This is a genomic window from Streptomyces sp. ALI-76-A (genome assembly GCF_030287445.1).
In the GTDB taxonomy this organism is placed as follows: Bacteria; Actinomycetota; Actinomycetes; order Streptomycetales; family Streptomycetaceae; genus Streptomyces.
In genome coordinates this window covers 44,199-69,497 of the sequence record NZ_JASVWB010000001.1, presented here as the reverse complement: position 1 = coordinate 69,497, position 25,299 = coordinate 44,199, and the positions used below count along the sequence as shown (strand labels likewise).

Annotated in this window: 27 protein-coding genes and 3 pseudogenes; 20 read left to right on the top strand and 10 right to left on the bottom strand. The window is 68.2% G+C overall.

Annotated elements, in window-relative coordinates; translation table 11 throughout:
* Positions 1-77: 77 nt before the first annotated feature.
* The 4 genes from QQS16_RS00360 to QQS16_RS00345 all read left to right on the top strand — a co-directional run bounded on the left by QQS16_RS00360 (position 78) and on the right by QQS16_RS00345 (position 3,561).
* Positions 78-545 (top strand): hypothetical protein, encoded by a 468-nt coding sequence (locus tag QQS16_RS00360; RefSeq protein ID WP_286059434.1) that lies wholly within the window; start codon positions 78-80, stop codon positions 543-545.
* Between the two features lie 519 nt (positions 546-1,064).
* A complete protein-coding gene (locus QQS16_RS00355; RefSeq protein WP_286059432.1) occupies positions 1,065-2,141 on the top strand; it encodes a replication-relaxation family protein in 1,077 nt (358 codons plus the stop codon).
* Positions 2,142-2,325: 184 nt separating this feature from the next.
* The gene (locus tag QQS16_RS00350) at positions 2,326-2,826 is read left to right on the top strand and encodes a hypothetical protein (protein ID WP_286059430.1); all 501 of its coding nucleotides are present in this window, start codon (positions 2,326-2,328) and stop codon (positions 2,824-2,826) included.
* Between the two features lie 258 nt (positions 2,827-3,084).
* Complete coding sequence (locus tag QQS16_RS00345; RefSeq protein WP_286059429.1) at positions 3,085-3,561, top strand: hypothetical protein; 477 nt, start codon at positions 3,085-3,087, stop codon at positions 3,559-3,561.
* 206 nt (positions 3,562-3,767) lie between these two features.
* Here QQS16_RS00345 and QQS16_RS00340 read toward each other — a convergent pair whose 3' ends face one another.
* Positions 3,768-3,938, bottom strand: a complete 171-nt coding sequence (locus QQS16_RS00340) for a hydrophobic protein (RefSeq protein WP_286059427.1) — start codon at positions 3,936-3,938, stop codon at positions 3,768-3,770.
* Positions 3,939-4,389: 451 nt separating this feature from the next.
* On the opposite strand from QQS16_RS00340, the gene QQS16_RS00335 reads away from it, so the two are divergent.
* Positions 4,390-5,826: a PP2C family protein-serine/threonine phosphatase gene (locus QQS16_RS00335; protein ID WP_286059426.1), complete on the top strand. Its 1,437-nt coding sequence runs from the start codon at positions 4,390-4,392 to the stop codon at positions 5,824-5,826.
* A gap of 5 nt (positions 5,827-5,831) precedes the next feature.
* Positions 5,832-6,209 (top strand): STAS domain-containing protein, encoded by a 378-nt coding sequence (locus QQS16_RS00330; RefSeq protein ID WP_286059424.1) that lies wholly within the window; start codon positions 5,832-5,834, stop codon positions 6,207-6,209.
* A 10-nt stretch (positions 6,210-6,219) separates the two neighbouring features.
* Here the strand turns inward: QQS16_RS00330 and QQS16_RS43765 are convergent.
* The 3 genes and pseudogenes from QQS16_RS43765 to QQS16_RS00320 form a co-directional block, all read right to left on the bottom strand.
* Positions 6,220-6,318, bottom strand: a pseudogene (locus QQS16_RS43765) (transposase); the annotation flags it as partial.
* A gap of 41 nt (positions 6,319-6,359) precedes the next feature.
* Positions 6,360-6,764 carry an ATP-binding protein gene (locus QQS16_RS00325; protein WP_286059423.1) on the bottom strand — a complete coding sequence of 135 codons (405 nt, stop codon included), beginning with the start codon at positions 6,762-6,764 and terminating at the stop codon, positions 6,360-6,362.
* A 497-nt stretch (positions 6,765-7,261) separates the two neighbouring features.
* Entirely contained in the window at positions 7,262-8,242 is a 981-nt protein-coding gene (locus tag QQS16_RS00320; protein ID WP_286059422.1) for an ATP-dependent DNA ligase, read from the bottom strand.
* Positions 8,243-8,536: 294 nt separating this feature from the next.
* On the opposite strand from QQS16_RS00320, the gene QQS16_RS00315 reads away from it, so the two are divergent.
* On the top strand, positions 8,537-8,833 hold the full coding sequence (locus QQS16_RS00315; protein ID WP_286059421.1) for a hypothetical protein: 297 nt from the start codon (positions 8,537-8,539) through the stop codon (positions 8,831-8,833).
* A gap of 37 nt (positions 8,834-8,870) precedes the next feature.
* Here the strand turns inward: QQS16_RS00315 and QQS16_RS00310 are convergent, their stop codons facing one another.
* Positions 8,871-9,248, bottom strand: coding sequence for an STAS domain-containing protein (locus tag QQS16_RS00310; RefSeq protein WP_286059420.1), 378 nt, complete (start codon positions 9,246-9,248; stop codon positions 8,871-8,873).
* Between the two features lie 148 nt (positions 9,249-9,396).
* On the opposite strand from QQS16_RS00310, the gene QQS16_RS00305 reads away from it, so the two are divergent.
* Positions 9,397-9,876, top strand: a complete 480-nt coding sequence (locus QQS16_RS00305; RefSeq protein WP_286059418.1) for an ATP-binding protein — start codon at positions 9,397-9,399, stop codon at positions 9,874-9,876.
* Between the two features lie 20 nt (positions 9,877-9,896).
* On the opposite strand, the gene QQS16_RS00300 is transcribed toward QQS16_RS00305, so the two are convergent.
* Positions 9,897-10,181 carry an ANTAR domain-containing protein gene (locus QQS16_RS00300; RefSeq protein WP_286059417.1) on the bottom strand — a complete coding sequence of 95 codons (285 nt, stop codon included), beginning with the start codon at positions 10,179-10,181 and terminating at the stop codon, positions 9,897-9,899.
* A 552-nt stretch (positions 10,182-10,733) separates the two neighbouring features.
* On the opposite strand from QQS16_RS00300, the gene QQS16_RS00295 reads away from it, so the two are divergent.
* From QQS16_RS00295 to QQS16_RS00285, 3 genes are all read left to right on the top strand, one after another.
* Complete coding sequence (locus tag QQS16_RS00295) at positions 10,734-11,024, top strand: STAS domain-containing protein (protein ID WP_286059481.1); 291 nt, start codon at positions 10,734-10,736, stop codon at positions 11,022-11,024.
* Positions 11,021-11,956 carry an anti-sigma factor RsbA family regulatory protein gene (locus QQS16_RS00290; protein ID WP_286059416.1) on the top strand — a complete coding sequence of 312 codons (936 nt, stop codon included), beginning with the start codon at positions 11,021-11,023 and terminating at the stop codon, positions 11,954-11,956. The genes QQS16_RS00295 and QQS16_RS00290 overlap by 4 nt, the downstream gene beginning before the upstream one ends.
* Positions 11,957-12,387: 431 nt before the next feature.
* Positions 12,388-13,249, top strand: a protein-coding gene (locus QQS16_RS00285; RefSeq protein ID WP_286059415.1) for an IS5 family transposase whose coding sequence is annotated in 2 segments (ribosomal slippage) — positions 12,388-12,741 and positions 12,743-13,249 — 861 coding nt in all. Because the reading frame shifts where the segments join, the coding sequence is not laid out codon by codon here.
* Positions 13,250-13,270: 21 nt separating this feature from the next.
* Here QQS16_RS00285 and QQS16_RS00280 read toward each other — a convergent pair.
* Positions 13,271-13,720, bottom strand: a complete 450-nt coding sequence (locus QQS16_RS00280) for a nuclear transport factor 2 family protein (protein ID WP_286059414.1) — start codon at positions 13,718-13,720, stop codon at positions 13,271-13,273.
* 380 nt (positions 13,721-14,100) lie between these two features.
* Positions 14,101-14,586 carry a hypothetical protein gene (locus QQS16_RS00275; protein WP_286059413.1) on the bottom strand — a complete coding sequence of 162 codons (486 nt, stop codon included), beginning with the start codon at positions 14,584-14,586 and terminating at the stop codon, positions 14,101-14,103.
* A gap of 247 nt (positions 14,587-14,833) precedes the next feature.
* Between QQS16_RS00275 and QQS16_RS00270 the strand changes: the two genes are divergently transcribed.
* The 8 genes and pseudogenes from QQS16_RS00270 to QQS16_RS00235 all read left to right on the top strand — a co-directional run.
* On the top strand, positions 14,834-16,171 hold the full coding sequence (locus QQS16_RS00270; RefSeq protein WP_286059412.1) for a Mu transposase domain-containing protein: 1,338 nt from the start codon (positions 14,834-14,836) through the stop codon (positions 16,169-16,171).
* Entirely contained in the window at positions 16,168-16,758 is a 591-nt protein-coding gene (locus tag QQS16_RS00265) for an ATP-binding protein (protein WP_286059411.1), read from the top strand. Before QQS16_RS00270 ends, QQS16_RS00265 begins: the two co-directional genes overlap by 4 nt.
* Before the next feature lie 271 nt (positions 16,759-17,029).
* A pseudogene (locus QQS16_RS00260) lies at positions 17,030-17,359 on the top strand (transposase); the annotation flags it as partial.
* 188 nt (positions 17,360-17,547) lie between these two features.
* Positions 17,548-17,949 carry a hypothetical protein gene (locus QQS16_RS00255; protein WP_502963738.1) on the top strand — a complete coding sequence of 134 codons (402 nt, stop codon included), beginning with the start codon at positions 17,548-17,550 and terminating at the stop codon, positions 17,947-17,949.
* Between the two features lie 638 nt (positions 17,950-18,587).
* Positions 18,588-20,360 carry a group II intron reverse transcriptase/maturase gene (gene ltrA / locus QQS16_RS00250; protein WP_286059410.1) on the top strand — a complete coding sequence of 591 codons (1,773 nt, stop codon included), beginning with the start codon at positions 18,588-18,590 and terminating at the stop codon, positions 20,358-20,360.
* 117 nt (positions 20,361-20,477) lie between these two features.
* Positions 20,478-21,434, top strand: coding sequence for a Mu transposase domain-containing protein (locus QQS16_RS00245; RefSeq protein ID WP_502963737.1), 957 nt, complete (start codon positions 20,478-20,480; stop codon positions 21,432-21,434).
* On the top strand, positions 21,431-22,201 hold the full coding sequence (gene istB, locus QQS16_RS00240; RefSeq protein ID WP_286059408.1) for an IS21-like element helper ATPase IstB: 771 nt from the start codon (positions 21,431-21,433) through the stop codon (positions 22,199-22,201). Before QQS16_RS00245 ends, istB begins: the two co-directional genes overlap by 4 nt.
* Before the next feature lie 53 nt (positions 22,202-22,254).
* Positions 22,255-22,746: pseudogene (locus tag QQS16_RS00235) on the top strand (transposase); the annotation flags it as partial.
* Positions 22,747-22,762: 16 nt separating this feature from the next.
* On the opposite strand, the gene QQS16_RS00230 reads toward QQS16_RS00235, so the two are convergent.
* Positions 22,763-23,854: a pentapeptide repeat-containing protein gene (locus tag QQS16_RS00230; protein ID WP_286059406.1), complete on the bottom strand. Its 1,092-nt coding sequence runs from the start codon at positions 23,852-23,854 to the stop codon at positions 22,763-22,765.
* Between the two features lie 136 nt (positions 23,855-23,990).
* Complete coding sequence (locus QQS16_RS00225) at positions 23,991-24,935, bottom strand: ISAs1 family transposase (RefSeq protein ID WP_286059405.1); 945 nt, start codon at positions 24,933-24,935, stop codon at positions 23,991-23,993.
* Here QQS16_RS00225 and QQS16_RS00220 point away from each other — a divergent pair.
* The gene (locus QQS16_RS00220) at positions 24,925-25,197 is read left to right on the top strand and encodes a hypothetical protein (RefSeq protein WP_286059404.1); all 273 of its coding nucleotides are present in this window, start codon (positions 24,925-24,927) and stop codon (positions 25,195-25,197) included. The genes QQS16_RS00225 and QQS16_RS00220 overlap by 11 nt on opposite strands.
* Positions 25,198-25,299 lie beyond the last annotated feature (102 nt).

Here is a 25,299-nt window from a genome sequence, read left to right as displayed (position 1 = left end):
CTCCGTCCCGGCACGCTGCGCGACACCCCGGGGAAAAGCCGCTGCCGCCCGGGGCCTGCCGCTGGGAGACTGCGGGGATGACCACGCAGCGGCTGCCGTTCCCGGTCCCGGACGAACGCGCCCACCTCTTCGTCGACAGCTACGCCGACATGCACGACCTCGTTGAGGACCTGGTCGTGCCCGACGGCGCTCCCGAGGCCGCAGCGACAGTCCTGCGTACGACCCGTGAGCTGCTGCGCCAGTCGTACTACTGCTACGAGTTCTCCACCGTGGCGGTCATGCACTCCCTGATCGCGGTGGAGATCGTGCTGCGCGACCGCATCCCGGACGCGGGCAAGAAGCCGCTGCACGGGCTCATCAAACAGGGGGCCGCTGACGGGATCCTGACGGCCCAGCAGGCGGAGTACCTGGACCATGGCCGGCAGATCCGCAACGGGATGGCGCACGGCCAGACCACGCACGCGGTGATGCCGCCGGCCATGGCGGTGCCGGCGGTGACGACCTCATTCGAGATCGTCACCGAGCTCTGCGCGGCTGTCCCGTGACATCGAAGTTGGACCGTTTGCCATCGAAGATGGACCGACGCGGGGCGCTATTTGCGGTCAGCGCTGACCGCGCCGTGCCTCCCGGATGGCGCGGATTTGCTGGTCATCTCGCTGCTCAGCGCGTTGTCGAGACCGTGCTACCAGGGGGCCCATCACTGCCCACACTGCCGAAATGAGTAGGCATCGGGCCGCGAAGTCCCACCCCCACGTCATGTCGCCCGCCCACGTCATGGCAGCGCTCATCGCGACTCCCGTCGCCACCGCTGCACCGATCCGTTTCCACCACCGCCCCATATTCAGCGGCTACCCACTCAGGTGCCGCAGGAGCGCCCGCGAGCAGTCCAACTTCGATGGCAGACGCTCCAGATTCGTTGACACAGGACAGCGGCACCTACCGGATGATCACAGCTCGGTAACGGCGCCAGGTGGAATGTCACACCGTTGGCTTTCGCCACACCTCTAGCAAGTGACGGCGGGATTCTGTCCGGAGTCCCGCGCCACTGCGTGAGGAGCCTCGTCATGACGTACACCAGCAGCGCCCGGCAGCCCGACCCGGAGCCGCGCCCGACCTGGACAAGGGGTGCTGAGCGGCCTCCGGGCGGCCCGGAATCCAGTGCCGCGTCCAGTGCCGTGAACGATTCCAACGTCGTGCCCATCACCGCAGCTCACACCGCCCGCCAGGGTGCCTCCCGGCACGCTGACACCTCTCTCCCTTCCCCTGAGACGTCGGCGAAGGGGAAGAAGTCCACTCCCACAGCCGGGAAGGTACGGGCCGATGCGCTGCGGTTGCTGGGGTGCGTGCGGATAGCGACGGTGCAGCAGATGGCTCAGGTGATCACGAAGGAAGAGTCGGACGGCCGGTCGTACGTGCGCAGGGCGATGGTGGAACTGGCGGAGCTCGGACTGGCGGAGACGAACGGCAAGGACGGCAAGCACCAGATCTGGAACCTGACGGTGTCGGGGCAGAAGGCTCTGGCCGAAGGCAATGAGCTGCCGCTGCGCCCGAAGGCCGGCACCGGAGCGAAGGCCGTCCGGGCCGGGCTCGGCCCGCACGGTGTCGCGGTGACGGACATGATCCTCGCCTACACCGACACGGTCCTGTCCGGAGACCGCGAGTGCCTGACCGACTGGCAGGTGGAGGTGAACCACGCCATCAGGGAGACCGGCCTGAGCTTCAACACCGACGCTGTCCTCGCCGTGCCGACCAGGACCAGCGAGGTGCGCCTGTTCGAGCTCGACAACGGCACCATGTCCCAGGCCCGCCTCGCCAAGGAGGTCTGGGACTACGAGCGCTACGCCGGGCACCGCGTCTGGGAAGGCGCCCGCGGCACCAACGGCCGCACGTTCCCGTTCTGGCAGCGCCACCGCTACACCCGCTCACAGACCTTCCCGCGGCTGCACGTCGTCCTGGCGGGCAAGGAAGAGCACCTGCTCGACAACCGCCTGAAGGCGCTCGCCGACGACGTGAAGGGCATCGCCGTCGCGGTGTGGGTGAACACCCTGCCCCGGCTCCAGCGCGGCGAGCCCTGGTACGAGATCGGCGTCGACGACCCGCACCGGCGCCGCGAGCGCTATCCCGAGCCCGCCGGCCGCTGACGCCGCACGCGACGCCGGGCACGCCCCTGCCGCGAAGGGGGCTGCCCGGCGTCCGGCCCGGCGGGCGGAACGGGCACTGAAGTCCCCGTGCCACCGCGCGGGACGACCGGGGTCCAGGCACGCACTGCGCCCCGGCCCCGGCGTACCAAGGAGACGTCGACGCAACCACCAGCTGAGGAGACCCGTGAGTATCAGGCGCAACAGGCAGGACAAGCACCAGGACGTCGCGGCCGCGGCTGCCTGGCCGTACGGCCCAGGCGCCTACATGCGGAACGCGCTGGCCCGGCTGCGCAGTACGCACCGCGATCCTGTCGTCGGCCTCGAGCCGTTCGTCCTGCCGGCGGGCGTCCTGTCCTTCGTCCAGGCACCGGACATCGTCCTCGCGTCGCGGATACAGCTGACCGGGACAACCACCAGCGACCTGCACGACATGATCTCCACCGCCACGCGCGGCATCAGCTGGGACGCCCGGACCCTCGGCCCCGACGTCGCCCTGGACATCACGGTGGGCAGGCGCCACGACCTCGCCCTGCACAAGGACCACCTGACCGGCCTCACCCGGCTCCTGCTGGACGCCGCCGACACCATCGGCACGCCGGGAACTGCCCGCTCGGGCCGCTGCTTCCACTGCGGCGGGACCGGGAACGCCCGCCCGCTGTGGGGAGCGGAGGCCGGGCACGCCTGAGCGGCACAGCCGACCGCAGACCTCGCCCGTTCGAGGGAAACGCCGGCTTGTGGCTTCGGCCGGTGCGGCTACGCCGGTTAGCATCCTGCCCGGCTAGTGCGTACTGCCGATCACCGCCCGCTTCCGGAGCCACGCCGCCGGACGCGGGGGTCAAGGTCCTGCGGGGCCCGCTCCTTCCCGTTCTGCGTTCCGTCGTGTCCACGGCAGTCGTACGAGCCGGTGTCGGGGGCGTGGCCCGGACCGGCCAAGGAGTACGTCATGCCGAAGAACCAGTCCACCGCCGCACAGACCGCCCGCCGGGCGAGCCGGAGCGGGGCCAAGTACACCGAAGCCCTGCGCGCGGCGACCGGCGATACGCCGCACGCACCGCACGTCCTGCGGTTCCTGGCGGAGCGCTCGGGCAACCTCTACTACCTGGTCGGCGGGATCGCGGCGGCCTGGGCACACAGCGGACAGCGGGTGCTGCTCCTCGAGGAAGCCGAGGACTACTGGCGCTTGAGCATGAGCGGCGCGCGTCGCAGCCGGGGCCGCCGCAAGAAGGAGATCGAGCCGGTCACCCCGCCGGAGCCGACGACCAGCACGCTGCGAGAACCAGGAGCACGACCAGGACGTGCCCGAGCAGAAGGCCGGCAGCACCTGGATCTCGCAGCTGCTGCGCCGCCGGGTCTACGACACGATCACGCGGGCCTGCAGCCGGTGCGGTACGTCGTGCTGGGGGCTGGGGGAGAGGTGTAGAGCATCGCGGCGCGGGGGGCGATGTGGGGATGGCTGGGGTCCGGTGGTTTGGAGGCGCAGGTTCCACTGCTCACCGGGCCCCAGCTATGAGGCCCGGTTCCCGGGAAGGTGGCAGTTACACCGTTTGTCCGGAGAGATGTCCTGATCCCGACATGCCTGGGGCCCCGGGTGTATCCGGGGCCCCAGGCATGCTGTTGTTTGGCGGGTTACCAGCGATACCAGCGTCCCTTGCGGCCGCCCGTGCCCGCGGAGCGCATGACGAAGCCGAGCAGCCAGACGATCAGCACGATGACGGCGATCCACCACAGTGCCTTCAGCGCGAAGCCCGCGCCGAAGAGGATCAGAGCCAGCAGAAGAACGAGAAGCAGGGGAACCATAGTTATCAACCTCCGTCGCTCCTCGTGCCCGGCGAATGCGAGAACACACGGTCGATTTCCCTGGTTTCTCCACTGCTCTTGCGGGCACTGAATCCAGTTCCTCCACGACGTTCACCTCTGCGCCGGGTCCCCGGGCGTGTTCTTCGGGCCGCGCGGGCGGTGCCGTAGTCGTCCCCGAGTCGGCTGCGGTACCCGCCTTGGCTGCCCGTCCTCACCTGTACGGCCCGTGAGGGGGGTGAGCGTGGACCAGGCGGCCGATGCGTGGGGTCGGCCGCCGGGAGAGCGACCGGTCCATGAACACCGACAAGCACGCCCAGGGGCGCCGTCCGCGACCTCGCGGCGCGAGAGGGCACCTCGTACACCGCCGCCCGCCTTGGCGTTCGGACGTGTACTCCATCTAGGCTGCGTCGGTTCGTGCCGCGCGGCGGCCCATCGACGGAGAGGAAAGCCGATGACCCAGCACGCTGCGGCGGCAGCCCCGGTGCCCGGGCGGCGGCCCGGGCTGGTCCCGGACCCGGGGGTGGAAGCGGCCCGTATGGCTGCGGTACGCCGCTACGACATCCTCGACACTCCGCCCGACGGCGCGTTCGACCGGGTGGCGGCGATGGCCGCCCGCCTCTTCGATGTCCCTGTGGCCACGGTCACGATCGTGGACAGCGACCGCATTTGGTTCAAGGCCGCACACGGTCTGGAGGGCGTCAAGGAGATCGGCCGCGATCCGGGCCTGTGCGGCTCGGCGATTCTGCGCGACGACGCGCTGGTCATTCCCGACACTCTTCGTGATCCCGTGGCGGCAGACAATCCGCTGGTCGCCGGAGAGATGGGGGTGCGCTTCTACGCCGCCGCACCGATCATCACCTCCGACGGCCACCGGCTGGGCACGGTCAACGTCCTCGACACCAAACCGCGCTCCATCAGCGAGGACGACACCGCCACTCTGGCCGATCTCGCGGCGATCGTGCTGGACGAGATGGAGCTGCGGCTCTCGGCGCTGCGCGCACTACGCAACGAGCAGAAGCGGCGGGAGGTGGAACGGGAGGCGCGGGAACAGGCGGAGAAGGACAAGACCGCCATCGCCGCGTTCGCCTCCACTCTCCAGCGAACCCTGCTGCCCCCGGCGCTTCCCGTGGTGCCCGGCCTGGAGCTGGCCTGCCACTATCACACCGCCTCCGTACACGATGTGGGCGGCGACTTCTACGACCTCTTCCCCGTCGACGGCAGCCGGTGGGCGTTCTTCCTCGGTGACGTGTGCGGCAAGGGCCCCGAGGCGGCGACCGTCACCGCCCTGGCCCGCCATACCCTGCGCGTCGCGGCCCAGATCGACCCGGAACCGGTCACCGTCCTGAGCACGCTCAATACCGCCCTGCTCACCGACGTCACCGCCGGAAGCCGCTTTTGCACCGCCATCTTCGGCCTCCTGACGCCCCGCGAGGACGGTGGCTTCAGCGTCACAGTGGCCACCGGCGGCCACCCACCGGCCTACCACTTGCGCCCCGAAGACAGCGACGCGGTATGGGTCAAGTCGGTACGTCCCAAGGGCGGCATGCTCATCGGAGCCTTCCCCGAGGCACACTTCGCCCAGAGCACCTTCTCCCTGGCCCGCGGAGAGGGCCTGTTCCTCTACACCGACGGGCTGACCGAAGCCCACACTGCCCAGGGCGCCATGCTCGGCGAGGACGGCCTGACCGGCTTCCTCCACCAGCGCACAGGGCCCGTGACCGCCGCCGCCCTGGTCGAAGAAACCGTCACGTTGCTGGCCTCACTGCCCGACGGAGTCGGCGACGACGTGGCCCTGCTGGTCCTGTCCGTACCTGACTTCGAAACCGCGCCTGACACCGGCGTCGCCGCCACCGCCCACACCACCGCCGCGCCCGAACACTTCGGCTAGGAGCGATGACCGACGTGACTCACACATTTCACCTGACCGTTCACTACCCCCAGCCCGGCCTCGCCATCGCCACGATCGTCGGAGATATGGATGTGCAGACCGCGCCCACCCTGCGCTCCGGGACCCTGGAAATCATCGAACAAGGACACCCGCGCCTGGCCCTGGACCTGGCACAGGTCGGCTTCTGCGACTCTGCCGGTCTCAGCGCGATCATCGGGATCTGGCACGCGGCCCAGGCAGCGGGCGGCTCGCTCAGCCTCGCCGCTGTCCCCGACCGCCTCATGCGCATGCTCAGCATGACCGGCGTCGACTCACTCCTGCCTGTCCACGCCACAGCCGCCGACGTGATCGACAGCCAGCCCACCTCAGCGGACAGCTACTGACTGGCTCGTCAGGGGGAAGCTGGACGTCGAGGGTCAGGCCAGTGCGAGCTATGAAACCGTCGAGGGTGTCGGTCCGGGACTGAAGGCGTTTGAGTCGGTCGCGGACGAGCGTTTAGGGACGGTGAACTCGCCCCCTGCCTCCCTCGCACCTCAAGGGACGAAACTCAGATCGGCCCAGACCGTTTTGCCCGGGTGGCGTGGGGTGACGCCCCAGCGTTGCGCGAGTCGGTCCAAGAGCTGCATGCCGAAGCCGCCGGGCTCCATGTTCTTGGTGGCACGCATGCGCGGCCAGCGGTCGCTGTCATCGCTGACCGAGATGCGCAGCAGCCGACCGTTCCAGGTGAGCCGGATCAGGGGCGGGCCGGCGCCGTGGCGGATGGCGTTGGTGATCAGTTCGGAGACGAGCAGTTCGGCGGTCTGGATGATCGAGTGTCGGCGCAGCGGGCCATCGAAGCCTTCCACACAGTCGCGGACCCAGTGCCGGGCGGCCGCGATGCTCGCCGTGACTGCGGGGAAGCGCGACTCGCAGGATGGGATGGTCGGTTCGCTGTTCACGAGGTTCCTCCAGCGGGGTGGCCCTGCGCCGCCGCCGACTGGCGCTGTGCGCATCCGGTGGCGCCTCTGCCGGGTTTCCCCTGCCTACGTGGTGAACCATCTGTGTCCACCGGGTGACCGACAGATCCTGTGAAGGGTCAATCTGTCGCGACGTCCTGGACCTGGTCGTGCGCGACACGGTGACCAGCCCGCCCAGCCGCCTCTTTGCCTCATAAGGCCCGGTGTTGCGCTGGGTGTTGCGGTAGAGGTTGCGCCCGGTGTTGCGGCTGAGTGTTGCGGTAGGTGTTGCGCCGGCCTCCACAGCGCCTCGAAGTCCGTCCAGGCCACCACGGGTGTTCGGCGTGGTCGGGCTGCGGACATCCCCGTTGCGACCCCTTCGACCATGCCCTGGCTGGAGTTGAGGATGAGGGAGGGCGGGATGGGCGGCGCGGACGCAGCCGGGGATCGGGGCGCGCTCAGCCGGTTGCGCGTCGGCGGGCCGCCGCGCCGGGCCGCCGTCAGTGCGGCGGTGACGTCAGGCGGGGGACGTCGGCGGGGGAGAGGTCAGGGCGGGCACGGTGCCAGCGTGCGGGATGCCGCCATCGGCCGGAGGCGTCGCGGGCGACGTCGACGCCGGCTTCCACCACCAGCTCGGGTTCCACCAGCGTGACGTTCAGCTTCTCCTGGCTCCCCCACCCGGCGGAGAACGACCAGCCTGTCCACGGATGCCCGCGCCGCCCTCGAGCGAGCAGGCCGGCGACCGCCGCACCTGCCGCTTGGGCGAGAGTGGTGGTGCGGCCGACGTACTGAAAGCGTCCTTCGGTGTCGTATCTGCCGAGCAGCAGCGTGCGGGGAGCATCCAGGGAACCGGTGATCGCGCCGACGATCGCCTCGCTCGTCTCGCGGGTCTTGTATTTCTGCCAGCCCCTCGCCGACGGGCGGTAGGCGTCGTCCAGTCTCTTGAAGACCACCCCTTCCATCCCGACCGACGCCCATGTCAGCCACTCGCGCACGACGTCGGTCTCGGTGGTCGACGGACACAGCACCCACGGCGCGATGAGCCGGCGGGCGGCGAACACGGACTCCAGCGCGGCCCTGCGCCGCCGATACGGCCAGGAGGTCGTGTCCGTCCCGGACAGGCGCAGCAGATCGAACGCGACGAAGTGGGCCGGCCACCCCTGCGCCGCCCGGGCCGCCCCGGCACCGCGCCGCTGAAGCCGGTTTTGCAGCTGCTCGAAGGCGAGGCGGCCTGCGGCATCCCATACGACCAACTCGCCATCCAACGCGGTCGCGTCCGGCAGCTGCACGACCCCGGCCCCAATCTCCGGAAACGCCGGGAGCATCTGAGTGCCGCGCCTGGAGCGCAGCACCACCTGGCCCGCGTCCACGGAGAGCAGGGCCCTGAACCCGTCCCACTTCGGCTCGCCGGCCCACCCCGGCTGCAGAGCAGGATCAGGCACGGGGGTGGCCAGCATCGGCTCCGGCAGCGTCCACGTCACGCACCATGCCTCCCACCCAGGGCCATCGGCCGCCCGGGTGACCGATGACCGGACCGGTCTTGGTCAGCCCGTGGTCGGGCGCGAGGGGAACCCCCGACCATGCTGCCCCTTAACGGCGTACCGGGCCGGGTCGAGCAGGACCGGCGAGCGTGCCCCTGCCCGCCTGAGTGGCGACCCCACCGCCACACGGCGATGGCATGTGAGGGTTTCTTAGCCCAGCGGTGACGTTGACGATGCGATACCGGGGCACATGAACCCGGCACGGTCTGTACGGGTGTCCGGCAGGAGGAGCCAGTGGCCGGTCATGAGGTCTATGCCGCCAGCGCATTGTCAGTGGTGGCCGCGATACTGCTCGCGCGCTGGTGCCTGACGGGCCGAAGGAGCAGGCCCCGCACTGCTGCGGTATCCCGCTGGACGGCGCTGAGGGACGTCCGGCGCACGGGCTCCACCGCGGCTCAGGCCGAGCAACGCCTGGTGACGGACGCGCCATGCGCTCAGCGGGCGGTGCAGGAGGCCGAAGACCTCGTGCACGGCTACTGGCGCCAGCTCAGTCCCCTCTACCTGTCCAAACGCGACCACCATCAGCACTGAGCCGATCGGTCAGCTGCATGGCCGGTAGGGGGATCGGTCAGTCGCTGAGTGCTTGGGGGAGGGTTTCGCGGCAGTCGATGACGGCGTCGACGCCGACGATCTGCAGGGTGCGCATCACGGATTCGCCGGGTGCGGCCAGACGTATCCAGCCGCCGGCGTCGGTGAGAGTGCGGTGGGCGGCGACGAAGATGTTGATGCCGGTGGAGTCCATGAAGGTGACCCGGCTCAGGTCGACCACGATGCGGGGGCGGGGAGCGCCGGAGGCGTCCAGGGCCTGGCGGAGCGCCTGGCCGGTGTCATGGTCGATCTCTCCTGCCAGGGTCAGCACGCGGATGCCGTCGGTGGCGGTGGAGACGACCGACAGCCGGGCCGGCTGCGCGGCTTGTCCGGTGTCCGCCATCTCTCCCTCAGCCATGTGGGTGATACTGGCACACCAGAACCTTCACCCAGCAGTGCTGCCCTGCACAGCCCGGGTAATGCCTTCCTATCGAAGGCGTAAAGCGTGTACCACGCATGCGCGGGTACGCGCGGGGGTGTGAACGGGGTAGGAGAAGCGAGCCGCGATGGAACCGGCCCCGGTGGGTGAGGACAGCGCGGTACCGGATGAGCAGGCCATACAGACCACGGTGGCCCTGGAAGGCGACGGTACGTCCATCGCCCGTGCCCGCCACTTCGCCGTCGGCTTCCTCACCCGTGTGCAGGCCGAGTACGGCCTGCCGGTCTCGCAGCGGGCCGTGGACCTGACCCAGCTGGTGGTCAGCGAACTGGTCACCAACGCCCGCAAGTATGCGCCGGGCCCGGTGCTGATGGACCTGCGCATCGTCGGCGACGCGGTCGAGGTGGTGGTGTGGGACGGCGATCCGGTGCTGCCGGTGGCGAGGGCCGCCGACGCGGGCCGGGTGGGCCAGCACGGTCTGGAGATCGTCATGGCCGTCGCCCAGGGCTTCGAAGCGCAGCGGGAGCCGGTCGGCAAGCGCATCACCGCCCGCATCGCCCTCCTGGACGATGCCGGCGGCGCCATCGCCGGACGCCCGCCCCTGTAGACGACGCGGGCCGCCCCCAGTCAGACAGAGCGTGAGGCGGCGTGGCGGGCCAGCGCTGCGTGCAGTTCTCCGAGAAGGACATCGGGCAGCGCCGCGCCCTGATTGTGTTTGAGGACCTGTTCAGCGACCTGGGTCAGCTTGATGTTGGTGTGCTGGGAGACCTCCCGCAGCACCGTGAAGCCGTCGCACGGGGGTATCTGTCCCAGGACGGTCAGGACGCCGATGGCCTGGTCGACGACGGCGTGCGAGGCGAGGGCCTGCTGCAGCTGCCGGTTCTGCGCCCGTAACCGTTCCAGCTCTTCCATCAGCTCATCGGCCGACGCCGTGGGCTGAGGACGGGGAGGGACGGATGAGGCCAAGGCAATCACCGAGAAAGGCAGCGGACAGGGGCACTCTCACACGCCTGCCCCGGTTCCCTGTCAGCATCCATCCGATTCCAGCCCGTCACTACGCGTGAGTCCCCCGGCAGCTTCCGGAGGACACCCGCGGGGGGCTTGCTTCCCAACCCCACGGGGGACGAGTCACCACCTGCTTGCAGGGCATTCCCGCGCAGACGCCGAGCCTTGGGAGCGCGTAGATACGCGCGGGGTGAGTGACCGCGGCATCGATGCCCGTGCCGCCGCGCGGCCTTCCAGCCCTCGAGCCCGAACCGCGCCAAGGTGCGCCTGACTGTTGCGCGAGCTCCCATTTGCAGAACCAGCGTGTCTGGCGCCTGGATACACTGCCCCGTCGGCGGAGCTTTTCCTCTGTCCGTGCCGGGAGGGTCGGCAGGCGGCTTGATGTGAAGGAGTCTGAGCGTGGATGCCCCACATGTGGTGGGCGGGCCCGCCCCGGTGCCCGGGAGGGCTGCGTTGGAGGTGAGCCCGTTGCCGGGTCGTTCCGGGATACGTGCCCGCGGTGAGATCAGCGTCCTCACGCGTCCGTCGTGGGAGCAGGCCCTGTCCGAGCTGGCTGGGCGGCACGCGGGTGTGTCGTATGTGGAGCTGTCGGATGTGGCGTTCGTCGACGTGGCCGGGGTGACCGCGCTGGCGGTCACCGCCATGAACCTGCCCGACGGCAGGTTTGTGGTCGAGAATCCCCCGCCGCAGCTGCCGCGGGTTCTGGAGATGTTCTGGCCGGGCCTGGACCGGATCGAGGTGGCTCTGTGACGAGCACGGTGACCACCCGCGAGGCGTTCGTGCACCCCGCCCTCTTCTACCGCACCGAGCAGGAGTACACGCGGCAGACGACGGCCTTCCTGCGTGAGGGCCTGGCGGGCGGCGAGCCGATGGCCGTGGCGGTACCCGGCCCCAACCTGGAACTGATCAAGACAGGCCTGGGCGGGGACGCCGAGGGCATCCTGTTCCTGGACATGACCGAGGCCGGCCGCAACCCGGGCCGGATCATCCCCAAGGTGCTGCGCGGATTCGCCGACGCCCACCCGAAGGGGCGTGTGCGGATCATCGGCGAGCCGATCTGGGCCGGACGCAGCGCGATCGAATACCCGGCGTGCGCACAGCACGAGGCGCTGATCAACGCCGCGTTCGAAGGCCGGCCGGTGACGATCCTGTGCCCCTACGACGAGGTACGGCTGGACCCGCAGGTGATCGCTGACGCGAAGATCACCCACCCGACCCTCATCAGCGGGCAGGGACGTGAATCGGTCAGCGACGCCTACGACTGGCAGGCGGTCGTCGACCGGTACAACCAGGCACTGGCTCCCGCACCGGACGCCGCGGCCTTCTCCTACGCTGGTGAAGACCTTCCGGCGGCCCGCCAGTTCGCTCTCGCTCAGGCGACGCGGCTGGGCATGACCGGGGAGCGGCTGATGGATTTGGAGCTGGCGGTCGCGGAGCTGACGACCAACAGCGTGGTCCACGGCGGAGGCCGCGGGACACTCGCCATCTGGGCCGAGCAGGGGCAGTTGGTGTGTGAGGTCCGCGATGCGGGCCTGCTGACCGATCCGCTGGCCGGCCGCCGCCCGCCGGAGCCCGGCCAGCTGGGTGGCCGGGGCCTGATGCTGGTCCACTACGTCGCCGACCTGGTGCGCATATACACCAGCGACGACGGCACGACCGTGCGCTTCTACCTCAGCTTGTGACAGCGCGCGGGCGGCCCCCTACCCGGGTGGCCGCCCGCCCCGCTTCTGCTTCCACGCCGCCGCAGCGGTCTGCCATTCCAGGTTGGCCAGGCCCGGCTGGCCAGCCAGGTACGGGGAAGTCGTGCTGCAAGCAGGAGACGCGGCCACGTCGCCGCCCACCGCAGCCCCACCGAGACGTGCGGCTGTTACGCCTGGCCACACCGACCGAGGCCGTGATGCGCCTCCTGCAGATCGTCGGCGTCGACGCCGACATCGACTGCCGCGAACCCCTCGCCAGGCCCTCAGCACCTACCGGTGCCCCGGGTCGGCCGTGCCCTGCGAGACCGGCTCAGGGCTGATGGTCATGGCGCTCGGACAGGTAGAGGGGACGGAGCTGGCGCCCCCTAGGGTCTGTTGCGAAAGTAGATCTTGGTCGTGAATGATCACTTCTTGTGGGGCGTGGTGATCTGACGAATGGCCAGTGGGCCCGGCTGGAGCCGTTGTTGCCGAAGGGTGTCAAGCCGGGTCGTCCACGGGTGTGGACGCGGCGGCAGCTGATAGACGGCATACGGTGGCGGACCCGTACTGGTGCTCCGTGGCGGGATGTGCCCGAGCGCTACGGCCCGTGGGACCGGGTCTATGACCTGTTCCGGCGCTGGCAGCGCGATGGTACCTGGGCCCTGATCGTCACCCAGCTCCAGGCCGAGGCGGACGCGAAGGGCCTGATCACCTGGGAGGTGAACGTCGACTCCACGGTCTGCCGGGCCCACCAGCACGCCGCCGGGGCGGCGAAAGAAGGAGCCGCCCGGCGGCATTGCCGTCGAGCCGGCCGACCACGGTCTCGGTCGGTCCCGCGGCGGGCTGACCAGCAAGATCCACCTGGCAGTCGAGCAGGGGCAGAAGCCGCTGGCGGTGGTGATCACGGGCGGTCAGCGGGGTGATTCCCCGCAGTTCGAGTCGGTCCTGGAAGCGATCCGGGTCCCCCGGCTGGGCCTCGGGCGGCCGCGCAAGCGCCCGGACCGAGTGCGTGCCGATAAGGCGTACGACTCCCGTAGCAACCGAGCCTACCTGCGCAGACGCGGGATCAAGGCGACGATCCCAGTGCCCTCGGACCGGGTCCGAAACCGCCAGAAGCTCGGCTCCCGGGGCGGCCGGCCGCCGAAGTTCGACAAGACCGACTACAAGCAGCGGCATGCCGTCGAGTGCGGGATCAACCGTCTCAAGCGCCAACGTGCCGTGGCGACAAGGTACGACAAACTTGCCGTCCGCTATGAGGCGACTGTATTGGTCGCAGTCCTCAACGAGTGGCTGTGACCAGCGGATTTGCAGTCGGTCTCAGTCCGTCGGCGCGGACCCGGCACAGGCGTCGGCGATAGCCTGAGTGTCCCAGTAGAACGGACGGACCTCGGTGATCTGCCCGTCCTTGACCTTGATCGTTTGCAGGATTGGGAAGCTGAGTTCACGGCCGGTCGCACGAGCGCGAGCACGGACCTGAGTGAGCACGACCGCAGTCTCACCGGTGGACAGAAACTCCTGCTCCACCATGTCGAACGTCTCCCACACCTGTCCCATCGTGAGGAAGAACTGCGTCATTCCTTTGTGCCCACGCCAAGTACCTCCGTATGGCAGAGCATCCGCCTGGTGCAGCTCGACATTCGACGCGAAGAAGGGGGCGAGCAAGTTGAACGAAGCCTCGCCAGGGCCTCCGGCCGCCAGGTACTCGGCTTCAGCCGCATACATGCCGGTGAGGACTGTCACTGAGTCTGTAGTGGATGACATCGTCATGGCGCCAGCATGATCAGCAAAGGCGCATCTTGCTCGCGGAAATCAGACATCGTTGTGCGACACGGTCAGCACTTTCGCAACACGCCCTAGCCGTGCAGGAGGTCTTCGGCCTCCTGCACCGCCCCCTGAGCGCGTGGCGCGTCCGTCGGCAGGCGTTGCTCGGTTACGGCAGCAGTGTGCGGCCTGTTCCTTCGACCCGTCAGGCACCATCGCGCGAGCAGGATCGCGGCCACCACTGACAATGCGCTGGCGGCATTGATGGCGATATCTGAATCTCCCCACCCTGTGCTCAGGCTTTCGCCAGACCTGCTCGTTTTACTTCCCCATGTAACAGAGCGTTGCGTGCGTGGCTGCAGCATCCCGGCCTATGCGGCAGGCGGTCACATAACGGGCGGTTCAGCTAGGAGTACGACGCGATCGGCTTCAACATCGAACCCGAGTACTGGATGGCCGTAATCGCCCTCTGGATCCATCAGTACTGGCTTGTCCAACCGTCGACCGATGTCGCGCAGGAAACGGCAGAAGACGTCGAGTCGCTCCTGGCCCTGAAGCTCTCGAAGGTCCACATCGAAGTCGATCTCCTCGGCTGCATGGAAACGGAAGATCGCCAGTACATCGGTTGACGGCCAGACCCGCAGCTCGGGGCACTCGGCGTCGGCTGGACGGGAGAACACTGTCTGCGCTGGGGGCACTGGCAGCACGATCTCGCCCTCGGAGTACTGGTACTTCCAGCCGCGTTCAGCGACAAGGCCGAGGAGTGCCTGCCAGTCCTCGACTGAGGCATCCGGGACACGCACGTCCGGCAGCGCACCCATCAGGTCAGGGTCGAAGAAGTACGCAACGTCAGCCCACAGCAGATCAGACACCCCGCCATGCTGCCCGGCAGCCCATTGCGACGCAGCCCGATTTCCTTGACGAACCACATTGGGGCTCGTGTTCGCGGCATGGGGCAAACCCGCTCTGCTGATCTCCCCGCCCTTCGTGTGACCTTGCTGGGTCTTTTCGCGTGATCTTGCCCGGCGTGTCGAGCTGGCTTGGGTGTGTCGTGGAGAGCCTGCCGGAGCCATGAGTTCGGCCTGCTCGGGGGCCTGAATGCTCACACGGGAGGAAGACGTGGACGCTCACGCTCTGCGTCGCCAGGGATGGACGATCTCGGCGATCGCACGGCACCTGGGCCGCGACCGCAAGACGATCCGCGCCTATCTGAGCGGTGAGCGAACCCCCGGGCAGCGGCGGCAGGCACCGGACGCCTTCGTGCCGTTCCTGCCCTATTGCCGCCAACGACTCGCGGACGACCCCCACTTGTGGGCCTCGACGCTGTTCGACGAGGTGACCGCGCTCGGCTATCAGGGTGCGTACTCGACGTTCACCCGGGCCCTTCGCCGCTATCAGGTCCGCCCGCACTGCGAACCCTGTCACGCCTCCACCGGCCGCAACGTTGCGATGATCGCGCATCCGCCGGGCGAGGAGATCCAGTTCGACTGGCTGGAACTGCCGGACCCTCCGCAGGGGTGGGGAGTGGGTGAGCACGCGCATCTCCTGGTCGGGGCACTTGCGCATTCGGGCCGGTGGCGTGCGGTGCTCTCGGAGTCGGAGGACTTCCCCCACCTCGTCCAGGCTCTGGACGAGGTGATGCGCAGACTGGGCGGGACCGCGCGGCGATGGCGGTTCGACCGGATGGCAACGGTCTGTTACCCCTCCAGCGGGCAGGTGACCGCCGCGTTCGCCGCGGTCGCGAAGTACTACGGGGCCGGGGTGGATATCTGCCCGCCCCGCCGCGGCAACCGCAAGGGCGTTGTGGAGAAGGCCAACCACTCCGCCGCGCAACGCTGGTGGCGCACGGTCCCCGACGGGCTCACCGTCATCCAGGCCCAGTCTGGCGTCGACAAACTCGCCGTCCGGATGGACGAGCGGCGCCGCCGCATCGACGGAGTGGCCACCACAGTCGGCGAACTCGCCGCAGCTGAGGCCTTGTTGGACATCCCGGTGCGGCCCTTCCCCGCGGAGCTGGAGGTCGAACGGACGGTCACCCCGCAGAGCCTGGTCCAGTTCGACGGCAACTTCTACTCCGTCCCGCCGGGCCTGCCCGGGGTCCAGGTCAAGGTGCTGCACCGCCTGGGCGAGAACGACCTGCGGATCGCCACCGCTGGCCGGGCGGTGATCGCTCAGCACCGCCGGGCCCCGCGGGGCGCCGGCCAGACCGTCCGGGACGACGGCCACGTCATTGCTCTGGAGCGAGCAGTACTGGCGTCGTTCTCCGACCGGGCCCCCTGCAAGAGCAAGGTCCGCAAGCCGCTGTCGGATGCCGCGCTCGCGGAAGCCGAGCGCCTGCGCGGGCCGTCTCTGGTCGGTGATCCGGCCGAGCGGGTCGTGATCGACCTGTCCCACTATGCCGCCGTGGCCGACCGGCTGCGGAGTGTTCCCCAGCCGAAGGAGGAGAACCCGGAGTGAGTACGTCGCCCATGCAGATGAGCGAAGCACGCCGCTTCCAGCAGCTGCGAGGCCATCTGTCCTACCTCAAACTCAACGATGCCGCCGAGGCGTTGAACCGGGTCCTGGACCAGGCCCGCACCGAACGGATGTCGCTGACCGCGGCACTGGAACGACTGCTGGAGATCGAGGTCGAGGCCACCGAGGCCCGCCGGCTCGCCGCCCGGCTGCGTTTCGCCTGCCTGCCCGAGCCCTGGACCCTCAACGACTTCGATTTCGCCGCCCAGCCGGGCGTCGACGAGAAACTCATCCGGGACCTGGCCACCTTGCGCTTCCTCGACGACGCCTCCAACGTCCTGTTCGTCGGGCCGCCCGGGGTCGGCAAGACCATGCTGTCCGTCGCCCTCGGCCGGGCCGCGGTCGAAGCCGGACACCGCGTCTACTTCACCACCGCTGCCGAACTGGCGGCCAAGTGCCACAAGGCCGCCCTCGAGGGCCGGTGGAAGACCTGCATGAACTTCTTCGCCGGCCCCAAGCTCCTGATCATCGACGAGCTGGGCTACCTCCCGCTGCCCGAGGACGGAGCCTCGGCTGGCCGTCCTCGCTGATGTGGAAGTGCTCAGCGACCAGCTCGGATGGTGCGGCGGCGGTGCTTTGAGCGGCCAACGTGTCGGCGAGTTCACGGGCGGTTGCAGAATCTTCCGTGTCGTAGGACGCCGTGGTGAAGTATCGAACGGCGGCCTCGCGCAGGGCGATGGAGCGATGGAGCGTATAGCGGCCGGGCGGGCCGGCTGTGAACATGCTCTGGATCGCGTTGCCGAGGGTCTGCTGGTTCTGGGGGTTGGCAGCGAAGGCCCGGTGGGCGTCGCTGTTGGTCCACTGGGCGTAATTGAGGATCGTTCGGCCGTCGGATCCTTCCAGGCAGTAGCGCGAGAGATAGCCGTCTATCCGGTGGTCTTCATCGACGCGATCCACGTGAAGATCCGCGACGGCGACGGCGCCGTCGCCAACCGTCCCATCTACGTGGCCCTGGCCGTCACCGTTGAGGGCCGGCGGGAGATCCTCGGGCTGTGGGCCGGCGACGGCGGTGAGGGCGCCAAGCACTGGATGCACATCCTCACCGAGATCAAGAACCGCGGCGTGAACGACGTGCTGATGCTGGTCTGCGACGGGCTCAAGGGCCTGCCCGAGGCGGTCGAGACGGTCTGGTGTCGGCGTACACGTGAACGTACATAGCCGCGTACGGATGAACGTGCAGGGTTCTTGATGTGTTGAGGGACGATGCTCGGCACTCTGCTGCCTGTTGCTGAGGTTGCAGAGAGGGGTGGTCCGTGGTCCTGGATCCGCAACGCTGGCTGGAATTGCGGCGTTTTCGCGGGCTGGTCGAGTCTGGTGCCATGAGCTTGTCGGAGGTCGCCAAAGAGACCGGACTCAACTGGCGGACGGTCAGCAAGTACTTGTCCGCCGACGGGCCCGTGTCACCTCCACGCAGGTCATCGAGCGGGCGGTCCCGGGCGAGGGTGATCGACGAGTTCGCGCCGCTGATCGACTCGATGCTTCGGGCGGAGATCCTGATGAAGGCCGCCGTCATCCACGAGCGGCTGGCCACGGAGTACGGGTTCACCGGCAACTACCAGCGGACCAAGCTCTACGTTCAGACGGCCCGGCCCAGAATCGCCGAGGAACTCGGCATCACGCCCAAGGAACTGGCGGGGATGCACCGCCGGTTCGAGGTCATCCCGGGCGCCCAGGCCCAGGTCGACTGGGGCGGTGCGACACGAAGTCGCGCATATGAGTGAACTCGCAGATTGGAGGCCGGTCATGCCGGTTGCGTAGTTCTTGGTCAGTGTTCGAGACCTATCTCCGCCCTGACGTGCGCTCGCGGGTCCTGCCCGCTGAGGGTGCGAAGCTCAGGGAAGACGCCCAAGGGCCCCCGATCCGTCAGGGGGAGCAACCGGGCAAGGAGAAGGCCGGACGGGCGAACGCGAGTGAACCCCCTGTGATGCCTCGTCATCGACAAGCCCGGAGAGACGGAAAGAACACCGGGCGATAGGACCTGGCCGCTGGAAGAGGCGGCGAGCGGCGACCGAAGCCTGCCCCGTCGGTCGCAAGAACACCGCTGGTCCCGGGGTTTAGGGGGCGCCCTCCCCGGTCGCGTCTCGTATGCGCGGAACGTGGAAACCCCGTCGGGGTCCGGGCCATCTGGCTCGGTAGGCCGATCGCAAGAGGGGCGGAAGCCCTCGGCGGGACAGGATGCCCAAGAAGCGGATGTCGGCTGCCGAAAGGCAACGGGACTCGTGACACCACGACTGCCTCTCCAGGCGGCTGTCACGGGGAACCGGCCGGATGCCGGTCAGGCGACCGGGCCCGAAAGGGCGCTGACGTGGGCTGGTGAGCCTTTGAACGCCGAGGCCGAGCGCCTCTCGAACCGAGGGACATGTTGGACACCATCGTGGTGAACGGACCCGAGGACGTTCTCGACTGGGACGCCATTGTCTGGCGGACTCACGAGGAGAACGTAGTGAGGCTGCGGCGAAGGATCTTCAAGGCGACACGAGAAGAGGACTGGGCCCAGGTCCGATCCTTGCAGAAACTGATGCTGAGGTCCTGGTCGAACACGCTGGTCAGCGTGCGGCAGGTCACTCAGCGCAACGCTGGGCGCCGGACGGCCGGGATCGACGGGGAGACAGCTTTGTCCCCCGAGGCCAGGGCGGCGGTCGCGGTGCGGGTGCACCGCACGCGTTCGTCCTGGGACCCCATGCCCGTGCGCCGTGTGTACATTCCGAAGGCCAATGGAAAGCAGAGACCGCTCGGCATTCCCGTGATCTTGGACCGCTGTCATCAGGCACGGGTCCGCAGCGCACTGGAGCCCGAGTGGGAAGCCCGGTTCGAGCCCCGTTCCTACGGGTTCCGCCCCGGGCGAAGCTGCGCCGACGCGATCGGCTCCCTGTTCTCCACGCTCAGCGGGCCACGCGCCCGCCGGTTGTGGATCCTGGATGCTGATCTGTCCGCTGCGTTCGACAAGATCGGCCACGCTCGGCTACTCGACTCGCTCGGTTCGTTCCCGGCCAGAGATCTGATCGAGCGATGGCTGAAGGCCGGAGTGGTCGACAAAGGGCAGTTCACGCCGACCGAGGAGGGCTCTCCTCAAGGCGGCGTGATCAGCCCGCTGTTGATGAACGTGGCCCTCCACGGGCTGGAGGAGGCCGCAGGGGTCCGCTATCTCATGACCGGCACTCACGCCGGGGATGTGGTGGCGGGCTCTCCGATCTTGGTGAGATACGCCGACGACATGGTCGCCTGCTGTCATTCCAGGCAGCAGGCCGAGCAGGTCAAGGCACAGCTTGCGGAGTGGCTGGCGCCTCGGGGGCTGGTCTTCAACGAGGACAAGACGCGCATCGTCCACCTCGAAGAGGGCTTCAACTTTCTCGGGTTCAACGTCCGCCGCTATCGACGCGGCAAGCTGCTGATCAAACCGAGTGCGGAGGCGGTCAGGCGCATCCGGAAGAGGCTCGCGGACGAGGTGCGCTGTCTGCGCGGCTTGAACGCGACGGCTGTCATCGCCAAGCTCAACCCGATCGTGCGGGGCTGGGCTGCCTACTACCGGGGGGTGGTGTCCAGCAGGATCTTTACGGCGCTGGATCACTACGTGTGGTGGCTCACCTACCGGTGGGCCAGACGCATGCATCCCAACAAGTCGAAGAAGTGGATCGTTCGACGCTACTTCGGCAGGTTCAACAAGTTCAGGAACGACCGGTGGGTGTTCGGAGATCGCGCCAACGTGCTCAACGACCGCGGCGAGATCCCGATTCTGCTCAAGTTCTCCTGGACGAACATCGTTCGGCACCAGTTGATCGCAGGCGGGGCGTCACCCGACGATCCCGAGCTGACGGACTACTGGGTCAAGCGGCGACGAAAGGTCAAACCCCCGCTGGACAACTACAACTTGCGCCTGCTCGCCAAACAGGACGGTCGTTGTCCGCTCTGCGGGGAGCACCTTCTCACCGCCGATCAGCCACCGCAGTCGCCTCAGGAATGGGAGCGATGGTGGTTGAACGTCGTCAAGAGGGCGATAGCCGCCGACTATCTCACTCTGCACGGACGGCACGACACGTCGGACGGGAACCGAACATGCCTTGTGCACGCCTCCTGCCATCGCGGCCTTCGGGCCCGAAACCGCAGGAAACCAGCAGTAGTTGCACTCTCGTGACGCCCTCGGGGCTTGCTTGAGCCGTGGTGCGGGGAAACCTGCTAGCCCGGTTCTGAGGAGGGAGCGCCGCAGCAATGCGGCGCTCCTACCCGACACGAGGGCAAGGTCCTCGCCCACGTGGGCATCGCGAAGGTCTACTCGTTCCACATGACCTTGTCGTACTCGCGTGATCCGTTCTGCTGCTTCACCACCTGCCAGGACCTTCAGACCTTCTTCGACTGCCACTGCCGGGCGTTTGCCCACTTCGGCGGGGTGCCGATGACGATCGTCTACGACCGCACCAAGACCGTGGTCCGCCGGCACGTCGCCCCTGGTGAGGCCGTTCCGCTGCATCCGGAGGCGGTCGGCTTCGCCGGCCACTACGACTTCGATATCGATGTGCTGGCCGCCTACCGGCCCACCGGCAAGGGCCGTGTTGAACGGCAGGTGCTGATCGTCCGCGACCATGTCCTGTCCGGACGGGCCTTCTCCTCCATCGAGGAGATGGACGCCGCCTTCCTGTCCTGGGTGCCGCAGCGGCGAGCTCAGATCCACAAGACGCACCGGGAGGTCATCGGCGAGCGGGCGGCCCGTGACCACGCGGCCCTCAAACCACTGCCGCCGACGCCGTATCTGGTGGCCGAGCGGCACCTGCGGCCGGTCGGCAAAGACTGTCTGGTCGCCTTCGGTGGCAACCTCTACTCGGTGCCCGCCCGTCGAGTCCGCCCCCGCCAGCTGGTCGAGATCCGGGCCACGAAGTCGCAGGTCATGCTCCACTCGACCGCTCCTGACGGCAGCGGCCAAACGCTGCTGGCGATGCACCCGCGGGCGGTCGGCCGCGGGACGCGTGTCGTCGAAGAGAGCCACTGGGACGGCCTGCCCACCGGCAAGGGCCGCCGGACCACCACAGGTGACGTCCCGCCCCGGACCCGGCACCAACCGCCCCCGGGCGAGGCGGCCGGGCCGCTGCAGGCCCTGCTGAACCGGGCCGCGGCCACCCAGATCGAAGTCGGCCGCCGACCGCTGTCGGTCTATGACGAGCTGACCGGGACCCGGCCCTTCACCACCAGGCGAGCGACGAAGGAGTCGTCTTGAGCGAGCTGACCGGCAACCGCATCCGCACCACGGCCGGCAAGCTCGGCCTGCCCCACCTGGCGGAGACCATCAACGAGTACACCCGGCGGGCCGACGAGGCGAAGATGGGCTACCTCGACTTCCTCGACCTGGTCCTCTCCGAGGAACTCGCCGTCCGTGACGACCGACGTTTCCGCCAAGGTCTGCGGCTGTCCCGGCTGCCGCACCACAAGACGCTCGACGAGTACGACTTCTCCTTCCAGCCCGACCTCGACCCGCGCAAGGTCAAGGACCTGGCCACCTTGTCCTTCGTCGAGGGCAAGGCGAACGCGGCCCTGCTGGGGCCGCCCGGGGTCGGCAAGACGCATATCGCCGTTGCTCTCGCGGTCGCGGCCTGCCGGGCTGGCTACTCGATCTACTTCACCAGCCTCGACGACATGGTCCGCAACCTCAAAGCCGCCGAGGAGACCGGACGGCTTGCCAGGAAACTCGGCACCTACCTGCGGCCCACCGTTCTCGTGGTCGACGAAGTCGGCTACCAGCCCCTCGAGCGAGCCGAGGCGAACCTGGTCTTCCAGGTGATCTCCAAGCGTTACGAGAAGGGCTCGATCATCCTCACCTCGAACAAGACCTTCAGCGAATGGGGCCAGGTCTTCGGCGACGAGGTCCTCGCCACCGCCATCCTCGACCGCCTCCTGCACCACTGCGAAGTGATCTCCATCAACGGCCCGAGCTACCGCCTGAAGAACCGCCTCAAAGCCATCGAGCGCGAAATCGAAGTCGCCTGACACCTCTGCACGTTCATCCGTACACGACTCTGCACTTCAGCTCGTACGCCGACATCTGGCCAAAGACGATCGTGCAGACCTGCGTGGTGCACCTGCTGCGGAACTCCTTCCGCTATGCCGCCCGCCTGGACTGGGACAAGATCGCCAAGCTCCTCAAGCCCGTCTACACAGCGCCGACCGAGGAGGCCGCCCTGGAGCGGTTCGCGGAGTTCGCCGACGCCTGGGGCCGGAAGTATCCGGCGATCGTGCGGCTCTGGGAGAACGCGTGGGAAGAGTTCACCCCGTTCCTCCGCTTCGACACCGAGATCCGCCGGATCGTCTGCACGACCAACGCCATCGAGTCCGTCAACGCCAGGATCCGTCGGGCGGTCAAAGCCCGCGGTCACTTCCCCAACGAGCAGGCCGCGTTGAAGTGCGTCTACATGGCGATCATGTCGCTCGATCCCACCGGAAAGGGCCAGGCTCGCTGGACCATGCGCTGGAAGACCGCACTGAACGCCTTCGACATCACCTTCGACGGCCGCCTCTCCGCAGCCCGTCAATAACCCTCAACAACCCCAGTTACACCGCTCGTTTGACAGACCCCGTCGGCGCTGGGGGCGGAGGCAACAGGCTGTCCCAATCCCACTGTGGTGCCCAGGTGGCACATTCGGTCAGGCGCGCTTGCACCCACGCGTCGTCCTGGAGATGAAGGGGAAGCTTGGTGGAGAGGCCGATCCCCGCGGTTGAAAGTTGCTCTGCGGTCAAGTGCAGTGCGCCTGAGAGGTCGGCCTTCAGGAGGTTGGCTCCGGTGAGATTCGCGCCGAGGAAGATGGTGCCGTCGAAGGTGCTGTCGTAGAGCAGAGCCCGCTCCATGTTGGCTTCCACCAAGTGCGCTCCGCTGACGTCGCAGCTGAGGATCCCTGCGCGGACGAGGTTACAGCGGTAAAAGTTGGTTTCCTTGAGTGACAGGTTCACCCAATTGATTCTGTAGAGGCAGGAGACGGCAATGTTGGCGCGGTTAAGGCCGTTCCCCCCGATGATCTCAATGCCGTCAAGGTGACTATGCCGTAGATCGAGACGGGAGTCGCCGCGCTCGCCCGTGCTCCGTGCGAGTACGGTCAGCGAGGCTCCGATGTCGACACTCTGCCGGTGGTGGGGATTAGGCGTGCGTGGCGCGCTCTCGTCAGGCTCGGTCGTGGGGGAGTGGTGTCGTAAGTAGGCGGCGAGCACCTCACGTACCATCAGACGATCTGCGGGCGAGTCGGTGGTTATCCTGCCCAGTGCGTAAATCCCGCCGAGGCGCACGTCGGCGGCTGGTGAGGCGAGTTGCTCCACGGCCTTGATGTAGCGGTCGGTCATTTGTGCCTGCTCATCGAGAGCATGCGAGCTGCGGTCGAGGGTGTGTTTGCGTGCTGTGTAGACAAGGGCTGTGAAAGCGCCGGCTCCTGCTGCGATCTTCAGGATCTGTGATCGGTTGCGGTCCAGCGCGGCATGCTGTGCCGCTGGCTGCGATGTGCCGAGCGCACGCAGGCGGTCACCGTCAAGCCACCAGGGCCCCTGGCAGTAGAAAATGATGAAGAAGCCGATGACGAGGGCACCTGTTGCCCATGCGAGAGCGAGAGTATGGCCAGCGAACCAGCGCTTCAAGTTTCGCCGCATGAGGTCATACATCCCCACGTAGTGATGCGTCGACGCGTAACGTGCAATCAGGAGTCGTAGCGCTTTGTCACCACGGCCGTCGTCCCCGCGAGCGTCGCGCCGACCCTCTGTACCGGACGCCGACGAGGTGCGATCTGGCGGCTGCGCCTCAGTGGGAGCGTGTCAGTGAGGGTTGGCCAGAGGGGCGATGTCTTTGCTGGTGACTGGCCCATGCGGGTCGGGCTCGCCGCTGACACGGGGTGGCATGTTGTGGACTGATGGCAGTCATGAAGCGGTATGTGCGCAGGGCGACTTCAAGTTCCCGGTAGGAGCGGGCTGTCGGTGATGCCCCAGATCCAGATGGCGTGTTCGGGTGCGTCCCGGATCGCTCGGGTGGTCTTGGCGATGTTGTCGGCTCCAGCAGCCGCAGCCTGCCGATGGCCAGGTTCCGCAGAGCGGCCATTGCCCGCGGCGCGTTGTCGGTGTGGACGGTGGAGGCGTCCTCGGCGAACACCACGTCTCTGACGTGGTGGCTGGAATTTTCGATTCCCCAGTGCCCGCGCACGTATCCGCCCAGGTCGGCGGGGCTGGCCTGGTGGGTATCGAGGCTGGTGACGGCGTAGACCGTCTCCCGGGTCTGCCGCTTGCCGCTCTCCTGGCGGCGCCGGTGGATGCGCAGGGCCAGCCGCGCTTCGGGGAAGGCGATCCCGCCCAGGTTCGCCGCGATGGCCATGGTCTTGACCGAGCGGGACTCCCGCCGCCCGTGCCCGGTCTGGGAGACGGTGTGCGCTACGGGCACCTGTTCCCAGGGCAGTGCTTTGAGCTGGGCCGACGCGGTCGGCTGGTTTCCCTTGATCACCGCGATGTAGTGGGCCTTCTTCTCCTGCACCAGCCAGCGCACCTGGTCCTTGACGGTGTGCAGGGCGTCGAAGGTGACCACGGTGCCGGTCAGATCGAGTGGTTGAAGCAGCGGGCGGAAGGCGGCCGTCTCGTTGGTCTTGGCGCCCACCTCCTGCTGGGCCAGGGTGACGGTGGGGGCGTGGGTGACGGCGGACAGCAGGTGCCGGTGGCGCTGCTGCCGGTGCGCGGAGCCGGACAGCGCTTTGCCGTCCACCGCGATCGCCGGCCGCGGCACCGGGCCGGTGGCGCCGACGCCGGGGTGGTCCGCGTTCGGCGAGGTAGGCGCCGATCGCGGCGTCCAGGGCATCGCCGTCGAGGGCGGCCAGGAGCCGGGCGAGAGTGGCGTGGGACGGGGCGTGGCGACGTCCGGGCAGGTGGCGGCGGATGCCGAGCAGCTCCACGACAAGCCGATCGATGCCAAAGCGCCGCCCGTTGACGACGTCGTCGATCTCAACAGGCTCCGAGAGCTGTGGTAAGCGCCAGTCTGCTAATCAAGCCGCCTGTGTGCGCGCGGAGGCCATCACTGCCGGCAGTGCGACCTTACTGCGGGCAATACGCCTGTCATCAAGGTGATCGCG

Coding starts and splice junctions, on each gene's coding strand:
- QQS16_RS00360 (WP_286059434.1), top strand. CDS start 78: ATGACCACGCAGCGGCTGCCGTTCCCGGTCCCGGACGAACGCGCCCAC.
- QQS16_RS00355 (WP_286059432.1), top strand. CDS start 1,065: ATGACGTACACCAGCAGCGCCCGGCAGCCCGACCCGGAGCCGCGCCCG.
- QQS16_RS00345 (WP_286059429.1), top strand. CDS start 3,085: ATGCCGAAGAACCAGTCCACCGCCGCACAGACCGCCCGCCGGGCGAGC.
- QQS16_RS00340 (WP_286059427.1), bottom strand. CDS start 3,938: ATGGTTCCCCTGCTTCTCGTTCTTCTGCTGGCTCTGATCCTCTTCGGC.
- QQS16_RS00335 (WP_286059426.1), top strand. CDS start 4,390: ATGACCCAGCACGCTGCGGCGGCAGCCCCGGTGCCCGGGCGGCGGCCC.
- QQS16_RS00330 (WP_286059424.1), top strand. CDS start 5,832: ATGACCGACGTGACTCACACATTTCACCTGACCGTTCACTACCCCCAG.
- QQS16_RS00310 (WP_286059420.1), bottom strand. CDS start 9,248: ATGGCTGAGGGAGAGATGGCGGACACCGGACAAGCCGCGCAGCCGGCC.
- QQS16_RS00305 (WP_286059418.1), top strand. CDS start 9,397: ATGGAACCGGCCCCGGTGGGTGAGGACAGCGCGGTACCGGATGAGCAG.
- QQS16_RS00300 (WP_286059417.1), bottom strand. CDS start 10,181: ATGGAAGAGCTGGAACGGTTACGGGCGCAGAACCGGCAGCTGCAGCAG.
- QQS16_RS00280 (WP_286059414.1), bottom strand. CDS start 13,720: ATGACGATGTCATCCACTACAGACTCAGTGACAGTCCTCACCGGCATG.
- QQS16_RS00255 (WP_502963738.1), top strand. CDS start 17,548: ATGAGCTTGTCGGAGGTCGCCAAAGAGACCGGACTCAACTGGCGGACG.
- ltrA (WP_286059410.1), top strand. CDS start 18,588: ATGTTGGACACCATCGTGGTGAACGGACCCGAGGACGTTCTCGACTGG.
- QQS16_RS00230 (WP_286059406.1), bottom strand. CDS start 23,854: ATGTATGACCTCATGCGGCGAAACTTGAAGCGCTGGTTCGCTGGCCAT.